This is a genomic window from Corynebacterium stationis (assembly GCF_001941345.1).
Classification (GTDB): domain Bacteria; phylum Actinomycetota; class Actinomycetes; order Mycobacteriales; family Mycobacteriaceae; genus Corynebacterium; species Corynebacterium stationis.
In genome coordinates this window covers 658,432-670,601 of sequence record NZ_CP009251.1, presented here as the reverse complement: position 1 = coordinate 670,601, position 12,170 = coordinate 658,432, and the positions used below count along the sequence as shown (strand labels likewise).

13 protein-coding genes are annotated in these 12,170 nt (G+C 54.5%); all 13 read right to left on the bottom strand.

Going from position 1 to position 12,170, the window contains the following annotated elements:
- Positions 1-10: 10 nt before the first annotated feature.
- A complete protein-coding gene (locus tag CSTAT_RS03280) occupies positions 11-1,786 on the bottom strand; it encodes an FAD-dependent oxidoreductase (RefSeq protein ID WP_075722453.1) in 1,776 nt (591 codons plus the stop codon).
- 34 nt (positions 1,787-1,820) lie between these two features.
- A complete protein-coding gene (locus tag CSTAT_RS03275; RefSeq protein ID WP_169833252.1) occupies positions 1,821-2,642 on the bottom strand; it encodes a sugar phosphate isomerase/epimerase family protein in 822 nt (273 codons plus the stop codon).
- Positions 2,643-2,670: 28 nt separating this feature from the next.
- Positions 2,671-3,774 (bottom strand): Gfo/Idh/MocA family protein, encoded by a 1,104-nt coding sequence (locus CSTAT_RS03270; protein WP_075722452.1) that lies wholly within the window; start codon positions 3,772-3,774, stop codon positions 2,671-2,673.
- Positions 3,775-3,778: 4 nt separating this feature from the next.
- On the bottom strand, positions 3,779-4,600 hold the full coding sequence (locus CSTAT_RS13790) for an MFS transporter (protein WP_244892889.1): 822 nt from the start codon (positions 4,598-4,600) through the stop codon (positions 3,779-3,781).
- Positions 4,578-5,129: an MFS transporter gene (locus tag CSTAT_RS13785; RefSeq protein ID WP_244892888.1), complete on the bottom strand. Its 552-nt coding sequence runs from the start codon at positions 5,127-5,129 to the stop codon at positions 4,578-4,580. Before CSTAT_RS13785 ends, CSTAT_RS13790 begins: the two co-directional genes overlap by 23 nt.
- 258 nt (positions 5,130-5,387) lie before the next feature.
- Complete coding sequence (locus tag CSTAT_RS13780) at positions 5,388-5,885, bottom strand: IclR family transcriptional regulator domain-containing protein (RefSeq protein ID WP_244892887.1); 498 nt, start codon at positions 5,883-5,885, stop codon at positions 5,388-5,390.
- Positions 5,845-6,177: a helix-turn-helix domain-containing protein gene (locus CSTAT_RS13775; RefSeq protein ID WP_244892886.1), complete on the bottom strand. Its 333-nt coding sequence runs from the start codon at positions 6,175-6,177 to the stop codon at positions 5,845-5,847. Before CSTAT_RS13775 ends, CSTAT_RS13780 begins: the two co-directional genes overlap by 41 nt.
- A gap of 42 nt (positions 6,178-6,219) precedes the next feature.
- Positions 6,220-7,089 (bottom strand): shikimate dehydrogenase, encoded by an 870-nt coding sequence (locus CSTAT_RS03255; protein WP_075722451.1) that lies wholly within the window; start codon positions 7,087-7,089, stop codon positions 6,220-6,222.
- A gap of 68 nt (positions 7,090-7,157) precedes the next feature.
- Positions 7,158-9,020, bottom strand: coding sequence for a sugar phosphate isomerase/epimerase and 4-hydroxyphenylpyruvate domain-containing protein (locus CSTAT_RS03250; RefSeq protein WP_075722450.1), 1,863 nt, complete (start codon positions 9,018-9,020; stop codon positions 7,158-7,160).
- Between the two features lie 6 nt (positions 9,021-9,026).
- The gene (gene pcaC / locus CSTAT_RS03245) at positions 9,027-9,440 is read right to left on the bottom strand and encodes a 4-carboxymuconolactone decarboxylase (protein WP_066792619.1); all 414 of its coding nucleotides are present in this window, start codon (positions 9,438-9,440) and stop codon (positions 9,027-9,029) included.
- Positions 9,441-9,442: 2 nt separating this feature from the next.
- Positions 9,443-10,669, bottom strand: coding sequence for a lyase family protein (locus CSTAT_RS03240; protein WP_083640633.1), 1,227 nt, complete (start codon positions 10,667-10,669; stop codon positions 9,443-9,445).
- Between the two features lie 21 nt (positions 10,670-10,690).
- The gene (gene pcaG / locus CSTAT_RS03235) at positions 10,691-11,353 is read right to left on the bottom strand and encodes a protocatechuate 3,4-dioxygenase subunit alpha (protein WP_075722449.1); all 663 of its coding nucleotides are present in this window, start codon (positions 11,351-11,353) and stop codon (positions 10,691-10,693) included.
- Positions 11,354-11,381: 28 nt separating this feature from the next.
- A complete protein-coding gene (pcaH, locus tag CSTAT_RS03230; RefSeq protein ID WP_066792615.1) occupies positions 11,382-12,086 on the bottom strand; it encodes a protocatechuate 3,4-dioxygenase subunit beta in 705 nt (234 codons plus the stop codon).
- Positions 12,087-12,170: the final 84 nt, after the last annotated feature.

Here is a 12,170-nt window from a genome sequence, read left to right as displayed (position 1 = left end):
ATAGTTACTTTTATAGCGTCGATTCTTTTCCACTAACTTCATAGTGTTTCGCACCGGCTAGCGTGCGGCCGATGATGTAGCCAAATCCCAATGCGGGGCCAAGGTTGACGCCGCCGGCGGGATAAAAGCCACCCATGATGGAATTACGGTCATTGCCTGCCGTAAACAGGCCTTCGATTGTTTCTCCTTCCTTATCTAATACCGCGCCGTGTTCATCCGCGGCGATTCCGGCGAAGGTACCGAAACTGCCTGGGTGAACTTTCACCGCGTAGAATGGTCCCTTTTCAATGGGTCCCAACGACGGGTTGGGCCCTACCTTTGGGTCTCCTCCATAGCGGTTGAATTCTGTTTCCCCGCGGCCAAATTCTGGGTCCTTACCGGCGCGTGCATTCGCATTGAATTCCTCGACCGTGGCCTTGAGCCCTTCCGGGTCGATGCCACATTTGCGGGCGAGTTCTTCGATGGTCTTGCCCCTTTTTAGATAGCCGGAGGCAAGGTATGGAAACAGCGGCATAGGGAAAGGCTTCGCCATTCCTAAGGGGTATTTACGCACGAAGCTGGCGTCGGCGATTTGCCAGGAGGCGACGGGGTCACCGTCTTTAGTTGCTTTAATCATGCCGTCGACGTAGTCGAAGTAGCCGTTGGCTTCATTGACAAAGCGCTTGCCGTCTTTGGTAACGCCAATGGAGCCTGGCTTAGCGCGGTCCATGATGTGTGGGAAGACGCCTGTCTTGCCGTTGAAATAGGGCACGAGCGATACTGGGCACCACGCAGCCGCCGAGTGGTTGTCGTCGACAAAGTGCGCGCCGGCCTCGCGCGCCATGCGCAAGCCATCGCCCGTGGTCGTCTCAGGTGCAAGCGTAAAGTGCTCTTGACCGGTTAGGGTCTTGGGGAATAGCTCCCGGCGCAGCTCCACGTTATTCGGGAAGCCGCCAGTCGCCAGTACAACCCCCTTTGTCGCTTCGAGGATGTAGCTGCCCTGTTCACCTTGCACCTTCACGCCGGAAATCCGGGAATCAGATTTAATAAGCTCTAGGGCCGTGGTGTTGGTGCACAGTTCCACGCCTAGGTCATCAGCAGATTTAGCCAGACGTGCCGTCAGCGCAGTGCCGTTGACCAGGTGCATGGTGCGGCCATAAAAGAGAAGGTCAAAGATGTGCGTTATGACGCGACGCGCAGCGTGGATCCATCCGCGCGGATCTAATTGGGAAGCAGATAAGAACTTGGTCAGATCTTCGCCTGCCATAATGCCCATGCCGAAGAAGGAAGTTTCATACAGCTGATGACGCAATTTCTTGCGCAAAGATGGCTTAACTTCCTTCAAATCAAAAGGCTTCGGACCAACTGAGCGGTGTCCGGTGCCAGCGGATGGCAATTGGCCGTAGATATCGCGGATTTTTGCGCCCGGGGTGAAATCCAGGGAGGTCTTCTTGGCAAAGAACTCCACCATGTGAGGGGCAGCTTCCAAAAAGGCATCGATATTCTTAGCTTCAATGTCGTAGCGCTCACCCAAGACACTGTGCAGGTAGGTCTGGAATTCTTCCTTGCTTTCTACTACTCCATCTTGTTTGGCAAAGTGCGTGCCAGGAGTCCACGCCCATCCGCCTGACCATGAAGTAGCGCCGCCTAGCACCTCGGATTTTTCCACCACGCATACCGAAAGACCGTGATAAGCCGCGGTGACCGCAGCAGATAATCCACCGGCACCAGAGCCGACGATGACTACGTCAAAAGACTCGGAAGGAGCCGAAGAAGTAGAAGAATTAGAAGAATTAGCCATGTTCATATTCCTTAGGGGATTTTCAGGGTTTTAAAGGGATTTAAGGATTTGCGGTATCGGCAGCCTCTGCTGCTTCGATAACTGCTTGGCCTGCGCGGAAAAGCTTTTCCAGCCAGGCGCGTGCGCCATGCTCATTAACAAAGGAATCATTAGGCGATTCCACGCTGGCAGGGATCTCGCGTGGCAGCGCACGCACAAAGCCCACGACATCGTTAGCGCCTTCATCAGGTGCCAGACGTGCCCCGCGGGATTCATCAACCAATCCCTCACGCGTTGCTGGTCGCTGCGCTTCTGCACCGCAGATTTGAATCAGTGGGACATACGAGGTGACTTCGGCAAGCTGCTGCGGACTCATGCCGCCGCGGTGCAGATGCAAGGTATCTGGGAGAATCAAACTCCCCGTCGCAGCTAGCTGCTTTGCCTGGTCGAGGCTGTTTACACCCTGGTAGGAAATCGGTTCGATAGCTGGAGTAATTCCAAACTCTTTACCAGCTTCTACCATTTCTGCGACAATCTCTGCGGTCTTTGCCATATCAGTGATGCCGACTGCCACCGTAAGCGTGCGCGCACCTAAGGAAGCAGCTCGTTCAAAAGCAGTCATCCACTCAGTGCGCTGATCTGTGCCCTTGAGCAAGATAAACTCGGCGTCTTTAACCTTCAGACCAGTATCTTCCAGGGCCTGGGTTACTTTGCGATGCAGCTTCGAACCAGGTGAGAGATCATATTGCGGTTCCTGCGGAGTTACGGGGATAACGCGCAGGCCGACAAATTCAAAGCCCACTTCATGCGCCAGGTAGATAAATTCATCCGGTGGCGTTGTCAGCGTGGATAAAGGAGCAACTCCCAGCTCACGTGTACTCAATTTACTAATCCTTGACTGTCTAAAGCGCTTAAATGTGCACGGACTCAGGCACCGTGACGACTGTAGGCCACGGCGCATTGGAGAGTTTTACGGGCTGTCCAGTGCGATGGGATTCATAGATAGCAAGTAGGGTGCGCAGGGCTTTGGTGGCCTCGGGGCCATCGACAAGCAATTCTTGCTCCCCCAATACGGCATCAACGAAATTCGCGATCTGCTTGGTATGAAAGCCAATGTGTTGATCATTGATGGTGCGCAGATCGACGTTCGGGAACACCCCCTGTGGATAGGCCGGCAAGGATTCGATTTCATCGCCGTGACCGTTGGTGATCTTCCGTGCTTCAGCGCCTTCTGGCCATTCCAATAAGGTCAAAGAACTGCCCTTATCCGTGGTGACGTGCACGCTAGCGCCTAACGATGGCGTGGTCGAGGTGGTCAAATTCAAGGTGGCCATTGCCCCGGAGGCAAAGGTTAGAGTGGCCACCGCAGAGTCTTCAACCTCGATATTTGCGGCATGCTTGAAGGAATTGATCCGACCGGACACTTCTACGACCTCGCCCATAAACCACAGCAAAAGGTCAATGTAGTGCACGGCTTGGTTCATCAAGACCCCGCCGCCGTCAGCATCCCAGCTCCCGCGCCACGCATCTTTGGTGTAGTAGCTCAGCTCGCGGTGCAAGGCGACTTGCACGTGTCCCAAAATCGCTGGGTTTTTAGTGACTGCCGCTTTAATTTCCTGGGCTGCTGGCCACCAGCGTCGTTGGAACATGCCGCTGAGTAACACCCCAGCTTCTTCGCACGCTGCATCCATGCGTTGGGTGGCCTGGTCATCCGTTGACAGCGGCTTTTCGCACATGACGTGCACCCCGGCAGCGGCAGCTTGCATAACAAGTGCTTCGTGAGTGGGGTGCGGCGTGCAGATTGTCACCGCGTCGATACCGGAGCTTAAAAGCTCCTCAACATCCGAATAAGCTTGAGCAATATTCCACTGCGTAGCAAATTCCTGGGCGCGATTGATATCAATATCAACGACGCCAACAACGTGAACTTGCGGGTGGGCCTGAAAAGCGAGGGCGTGATTTTTAGCAATTACGCCACAACCGATGATTCCGACGCGGAGACTGTTCTGGGACATTGTCTTACTTTCGTCCGAGATCTTCGAGCTTGGTGAAAGCGGTCTCGCGAGTGGAGATAATAAATACGCACGAGATGAGGATGCAGCCTGCGACGAAGTAGACAACGCCCTGCCAGCTGAAGGTGACATAGATTGCCGCGCTGATGGCGGGAGCAAATCCGGTCAGAACCAGGCCGAGCTGGTTGCCCATTGCCATACCCGTGTAGCGGTATTCTTGAGCGAACATCTCTGGGAAGAAGACACACCACACGCCGTTCCAGCAGGAGTAGAAGAAGCCCTGGTTGATGATGCACAGTGCGAATACAAGAACGATATTTTCATTCGTCAGCGCATCAAAGTAGAAGTACGTGGTGATGATGCAGCCGACTGCGCCGATAAGCAAGGTTGGTTTGCGGCCGATGCGGTCACCCAGCATTGCTGCCAGCGGGATGGTGATCATGGAGATACCCATCGCTACTGCGTTAACAACCAGCATGGTTGAGCGCTCAATATTGGTGTGCTCAGTTGCGTAGCTCAGCGCGTAGACCATGAAGGTGGACTGCACGACAGAGAAGAAGGTGATGAAAAAGACGCGAACAACATCCAATGGCTGCTTCTTGAGCACCTCAAGAGCAGGTGCCTTACGCTCAGCTGTCTCTGCTTCATTTTCTTCAAAGACTGGGGTTTCTTCCAGGTGGGTACGCACGAAGTATGCAACTGCCAGCACTAGTGCAGAAAGCAGGAATGGAATGCGCCAGCCCCACGACATCATGGCATCTTCGGGCATCATCATGACCGGAACCATGACCAAAGCGGCCAGTACGTTACCTGCGGAACAGCCCAGCATGACGGAGGAAGTAAAAAAATCCGCGCTTGCCTTCTGGCGAGTGCTCCATGGTCATTGTCGATGCACCGGCAGATTCTGCGCCTGCAGAGAAGCCCTGGGCGATGCGGCAGACCAGCAGCAAGATAGTGGCGGTAATGCCAATCTGTTCATACGTTGGCAGCAGGCCAATGGCGATAGAAGAAATATCCATGATCATCAAGGTGATCATCAACGCGGTCTTGCGTCCGATGCGGTCACCGATATGCGCCATAACCAGACCACCCAAAGGACGGGCAATGTACGCAACACCGAAAGTCATCAGTGCACCAATGGTGGCCATGGTGGGGTTGTTGGAATCAAAGAACAAACGGCTAAATACCAAAGCCGATGCCGTGCCGTAGAGCACGTAGTCGTAATACTCGAGAGTGGAACCAAGGAAAGAAGCTAGAGCTGCTTTGCGAGGGCTTTGACGATGGGCATGCGCCGATTCTTCGACAGATGTTTTGGCGGCTGACGCCTGGGGCAGTGTGCCTACGATTTGTTTAGTCACAACCATTCTCCCTACTTAACGGGATTTACAGCGATACGAGTAATCTAGTGAGAGGCACAACACATTCCTAATTGTTTTCCATTCAATGGAATACATTGTTTTTGGTGCGGCAGCCGAACTCGAAGTATGGAAAAGATACAGCTCAAGGGCCATGAGTTTCCAAACGGGGGTAGCAAGGGGTGATCTCCCCCGATTCGCCTATGGGACAGTAGTTCATATCACGAACCACAGGCTATGTGCAGGAGCTGTGCGCGCCGGCTAAGCACGACCATGGCGTGGAAAGCGCGGTAGAATCAAAGGCTTATCACCATGCGAAAGCTGGTTTCCTGATGCCGCGAGCACGGTCAAAATAACATCGTCATCGCATTCTTCAACACGCCCGACTACTGAAATGGCAGCCACTACGCGGCCATCTGCGCCCATCAAAGGAACGGCATAAGCGACATTCTCGCGCACCATGCCATTAGCAATTCGCGCATAACCCGTGCGGCGGGCAAATTCTATTTGCTCCTGGACCGCATCCGGGTCATAAGTTTTGCCATCGGTTTGGGACACCATCGGCTTTGAAAATACGCGCTCGAGCACATCAAAAGGCGCATGCGCTAAAAAGATGATGCCATTAGAATTATCAAATAAATCCATACGCCCGCCTTGAGTCGCACGGATCTTCGCGTCCCCGAAACGCGTATAACGCTCAATAAAGAGCACCTGGTCATCATCGAATTGCGGAACTGCCAGCGAGGTAAACTGCTGCACCGCTGAGTGCACCCCCTCTAAGACAGGACGCGCGAAAACGGAGCTCCTCAACCGGGTTGCTGCGCGCAAAAATCTCCCACGCACGCTGCCCCATAACAAGAGCCTTTTCTTCGCGCCTATCCAAAAGCCCGATCTCGACAAGCTCGGCGACGAGCCGATGGGCAGTCGACATCGGCAAATTCGCTCGACGAGAAATCTCACTCACCGTCAACGATGAGTGAGAAATATCAAAAGCCTCGAGCACCCGAACGCAGCGCTCAAGAACGGTTTCGCCGGACTTTGAATTCGCCATGTATCAACTATACGTTCAAAGCCCGAGCTTCCAAATGAGGTTTTATTCTCCTTGCGCGATAAAGGTCTCGCGCATGCGCTCCGCAGAAGCATCCAGGCCGGTGAAGTACTTGAAAGCATCCAAGGCTTGTCCCACCGCCATGCCCGAGCCATCAATGACGGAGCAGCCAATTTCTTTAGCTTCACGCAGCAATTGCGTCTCCAACGGCAGATAAATAACGTCACTGACCCACTGCGAAGGCTTCAAGATGGAGGTATCAAAAGCCGTGCCTGGTAGCTGCGCCATACCAACGGGAGTTGCATTGATGACGCCGTCAGCTTCGACGATGTACTTTTCCACATCGGCCATATCAACGCCGGTAACGGTAAAGGTTCCCGCTTCGACGGGCGAGGATGCGGTGACATTTTCTGCCAACTGCTGCGCGCGCTGCGGGTCAAGATCGGCTACGAACAGGTTCTTCGCACCCGCTGCAATCACCGAATGCGCCACGGCATTGCCTGCTCCCCCAGCGCCAACCTGTACGACATTGTCCATCTTGGCATCAGGAAGTCCCTGCTCTAGTCCGCGGCCAAAGCCCGTGACATCAGTGTTGTAGCCGTAGAACTTGCCGTCGCGGATTACCACGGTGTTGACCGCACCAATCTTTGCCGCGCGCTCGTCAACCTCATCCAGAAATTCCAAGACTTCCTGCTTGTGCGGATGGGTGATGTTGAGCCCGTTAAAGCCCAAGGTGCGTGTGGCATCCAAAAGATCCTTCAACGCCCAGTCTTTGGCTGGCGCTTCGCCGGTATCGATAATGCGGTAGGTCGTAGGAATTCCTTGCGCCAAGCCTTCAGCTTCTTGCATCCCTGGAGTGCGAGACTTGGCAATGCCGTGGCCAATCAGGCCAAGCAGTAGGGTCTTATCTGTCATATTTTCTTAAACTTTCAGTGTTTTAGAATTTTGCGATTCAAATTTTGTGCTTTAAAGGATGTGGCGGGTTAGCGCGGGATGCCGCGGACATCGTCACGCAAGGCGCGATACTGCGCAGCCAAGCGAATGGGTTCATCTGCCCAGCCAAAGCCGCTGTAATCACCGCGTTGTTCTGCAACCTCAAAGAAGGTGTTGCCCAAAGGCGCGGTGTAAAAGTGCAGATACTCGCCATTGTCACTGCGGTCGTAGCAAATATTGAACTCTTTGATACGCGCTATGAAAGCAGGTTCTAAGCCGAAGCGGGCTGCTAAATCGTCGTAGTAGTTTTCTGGAATAGCCAGCATCTTCAAACCACGTTGAACAGCACGCTGTGCGACGGCAAAAACGTCATCAGTGTGGAAGGTGATGTGCTCCGGGTAGTTTTCGGCAAAAAATCCGCCCTGCTCCGATCCTTCTGGCGCAGCAGAGACTGTAAAGTGAACCTTCTCCCCCTCGATGGCCTGCTTGTGCACAAGGCCTGCTGGCGAAGACAGGAATTCCGGCGCCGCAGAATCCAAGCCCAATACAGAAGAGTAAAACAGCCTGGTTTCAGCAGCAGTGTGGCGCGGTTGCGCCAATGCAATGTGGTGCACCGAGTTAATCAGCGCCTTATCGGCATTTCCGCTGGTGATATCTTCTGGGCCAAAGCCGAACTCTGGAACCCAAGTGCGACCCTTTCCATCCGGGCCAGGCCCACAGAAGTACAGCTCCGATCCGCTCGGGGTATAAACCGGATGAAGGTCTTCTTCATCTTCCCCAGTCACACGAGGCACGGGGGTCGCTTTCAGCGAAATCGCGCGCTCAGCTGCTGCAGTGGCATCATCAACGATGACACCGAGCCCGGTCACCGCTGTCGCGCCCCCGGTAGGGCCCTCATCTTCAACGATGATGCGAACATCGCCTTGCACCCACGCCTGAAATTCCGGCTTGGACTGGTGGTAGCCGCCCAGGCTAAAGCCCAGCTGGTGCAAAGCCCGGGTAACTTCACCAAGACGTCCCGTGCGCAATTCGACGAAGTCAAAGCCACGAGGTGCTTGGGCATCGGCAAGCTGCGGAAATTCCATCTGCGAATCCGGCACGCGTCCAGCAGTTTTATCCGCCAGCCAAATCAAGGAGCGCAGACCATCAATCGCGGTGCGCGCAACGTCAGCTTCGCGGAATTTATCGTTGAAAATCTCCAAAGACACAGGACCGTCGTAGCCAGATTTCGCGACCTGCTCCATGAAGTACTTCAAGTCAAAATCGCCTTCGCCAGGGAATACCCGGTGGTGACGCGACCAGGGCAAGATGCCCATTTCCATCGAGGGGGCATCGGCAAGCTGCAAGAAGAAAATCTTTGCTGGGTCCATATCCGCGATACCGCTGGGATCATCTCCGCGCGAAAGAATATGGAATGAGTCTAGGCACGTGCCGACATGTGGATGATCCACCTTGGCAACGATGTCATAAGCATGCTGATAAGTGTTGACGTACTTACCCCACGCCAAAGCTTCATAAGAGATATAGCAGCCATAACGCTCGGCCAACTCGCCGGCACGACGAAGCTGATCCACACGCACATCGTCATCATCAACCGTTGCGGTCGCGACATTGGAGCACACCAGAATCTGATCCATGCCCAGGCGCTGCATGAGCTGGAACTTGGATTCCAACCGGCGCAAGTTGTCCTGGAAGACGTCTTCTTCCACGCTCAACAAGTCACGAAACGGCTGGTACAAATCTAAAGTCAAGCCCAATTCGGCTGCCCGATCCCGGATTTGCTCAGGGGAATGCGGGGAGACAACGAGGTCTTGCTCGAAGATTTCTACGCCGTCAAAGCCTGCATCGGCAGCAGCGCGGAGCTTTTCAGCAAGCGTGCCGGATAGGCAGACCGTTGCAATAGAAGTACGCATAACTATCTATCCCTCAAGCTCTTTAACTGCAGCGTTGAGCAAAGCGAATCCGTGGTTGGAATTAGGAACACCTGCATAAATGGCGGTGTGCAACAGCACCTCACCAATCTTGTCCGCATCTACGCCAGCGCGTAGTGCAGCACGAATGTGCATGTCTAGCTCGCCGTCATTGCCCACCGCGGTCAAGATAGCGATGGTGAGCAAACGGCGCTCGGTGAAATCAAGCCCATCGCGCTGCCAGACATCGCCCCACGCGGTGCGGGTGATAAAGTCCTGGAATTTTTCCGTCACCGGGGTCATCTTCTCCACCGAAGCATCAACGTGGGCATCCCCCAAGACCGCGCGGCGATTAGCCATGCCGGTATCGTGTGCTGCCTGGCGTCCGGTTTGATAGTCAGGTCCTGGATTCTGCTGAGTCATTGTTATTCCTTAGTAAATTTATTGCTGTCACGAACCGCGTCTTGCCACGGCGTGCAGTACGAACAATCATCTTCGCGGTGCGGATCTTGAAGCGACTCCGCGCGATGAAGAATGTCTTGGATCAACTCCTGCGCATGGCCAACGGCGCCGGTATCAAGCAGGTTGTTTTCCATCGCCTCTTTATTGATGCCGATGCCATTGAGACTGGCAAAAAGACGAGCCTGTGCAGAAGCCGTAACCGCAACCAGCTCACGCAAGCTCGCCCACTCGGCATGCCAGCTACCGGTACCACGCTGCATACGTGAATCCATCGCTTCCAACATGGTGTTGGCAAGCCCCGGCGCGCGCCGGGCATATCCATCAGCAGCAATCGCGGCCGCTGGGTTGGCCTTGTGCGGCATGGAAGAAGAACCACCCGGGGTAGCTTCTCTTAGCTCCCCTACTTCGGTGGCAGACATGAACACGATGTCGCCCGCAATCTTGCGGATGGCACCAGCTAGCACTGCTAGAGACGAGGCCAAGCGGGCAAAAGGTACACGGTTTGTATGCCAAACTCGTGGATGAGATTCGAGCTTTAAAATGTTCGCGAGCTTGTCATGAATCTTCACGCCATAAGGATGGGTCGCGGCCAAAGTTCCAGTCGCGCCACCGTATTGCACAGGAAGTAATGCACTAGCGCGCTCAACTTCCTGGCATGCATCATGGAGTGCTTCCAGCCAGTTCGCCGCAATCAACCCGAAAGTCATCGGCTGCGCAGCTTGGCCCAGGGTGCGGCCCACAGCTGGGGTGTCAGCGAATAGCTCACTCAACCCGGCAAGTATGCGCATGGTGTGCGAGGTGGCATCGATAAGCTCTGCGACACCGCGTTTGAACACCAATACCAGAGCCGTATCAATGGCGTCCTGGCTGGTAGCGCCGGTATGGATGCCTTTGATGCCTTCTTCACCAGCGAGAGCTTTGAGCTGCTTAGCGATGGGAATCGCAGGGTTCGCTCCCGCTGCAGAAAGCTGCGAGATCTCTTCTACATCCAGCTCATAAGAATCTATCGCCGAAACAGCCGCGGCATGTTCCGATTCGGTCAAGTAACCACAGTCATATGCGGCTGTGGCCAAAGCTTTTTCAAATTCAACGATAGCTCCGAGGAACTGCTCATCTGAAATCAACGAGTGGACAGCAGTGTCCCCACCTGCGATATCGGAATAGGTGCTGCGTGAATACGGGTATGTCATGTGTCCTACAGTAATGCGGGCCTAGTTCTCGGCCACGATGTCGAAGAAAGGGGTTTCCTGTGCCGGATCTACGTGCTGGACGTAGATATCAAAGTGGTAGCCCTTCTCGGTCTTCTGCGCGATGAGCAGGTCGCGACGTGCTTCATCGACAAGCTGCAAGACAGGATCTTGCGCATTTGCCTCAGCAAATTCTGGGAAGTACAAACGCGTGTACAAGCACTCCAGCATGCCGCGGGCAAAGACCCCAACCTTGATGTGCGGTGCTTCTACCTGCTGTGCTGGGCTATAGCCTTCGATGACATCCAACTGGCCCGGGATGATGGTGCGCAAGGTCGAGGTACCGGTCTCATCGGCAAAAGCACGACCTAGACCGCGAAAGCCCTCGGCGCTGACATTTTCTGCACGTGGGTCATATTCAGAGTTGAATACCCCCTCGGCATTAGGCTGCCAGAATTCGATCATCGAGTCTGCAATCGCGTTTCCATCACCATCAATGGTGGTCACGGTGATTTCGACGGTATCTTCGCCCTCAGCGATGATCTCGGATCCTTCACGGATCAGACCGATGTGCACATAAGGGCCCACGGTCTGGGATGGAGTCACGCCGAATTCGGCTTCATCCTGGTCTGCAACAACTGGTTCGCCGTAACGGAACTCACCGTTCGGAGATTTATCAATACGCATTTTCTGCTCCTTTTAAATCTGGGTCGGCTTATTCAAACGGGGTGGAGTTCTTGCCGCGCAAGACGATGTCGAACTTGTAGCCCAGTGCCCAGTTTTCGCGGGTCTGGTCATAGTCGAAGACGGAGATCATGCGCTCACGCTCGCCCTTTGGCACCGAGTTAAAGATTGGGTCTTGGAAGAACATTGGATCATCCGGGAAGTACATCTGAGTGACCAGGCGCTCACCGAACTGGCGACCGTACAGCGAGAAGTGGATGTGCGCTGGGCGCCATGCATTGTGGTGGTTGCCCCATGGGTAGGCACCAGGCTTGATGGTATAGAAGCTGTAGTTACCTTCAGCATCAGTCAAGCAACGGGCGACACCATTAAAGTGTGGGTCCAAAGGTGCTGGCCAGGAGTCGTTCTTGTGGCGGTAGCGTCCAGCAGCATTCGCCTGCCATACCTCGATCAAGGTATTGGGGATGGGCTTATTATCCCAGCCGGTGACCTTGCCATGGACCAAGATGCGCTGGCCGACGGCTTCGCCACCGTTGACCAAAGTCATGTCATTATCGAGACCACCCAAGTCCTGTTCACCGAATACTGGGCCGGTGATTTCGCCGAGGCGCTCATTGACCATGATGAGGTCATTGCCTGGGTTGCGCTTAATCGTGGTGCGGTATTCCGGGAATGCACGGGGTGCCCACACGTCACCGACTCCAACGTTGGTCAAAGGTGTCACTGGTTCTGACATCGCAAAATCCTCCTGAGAATTTATCCTTGCTGACCACGTCGTGCGGATGGGGTTACGGGCGTCACGATATGGCCGGGGTTAATA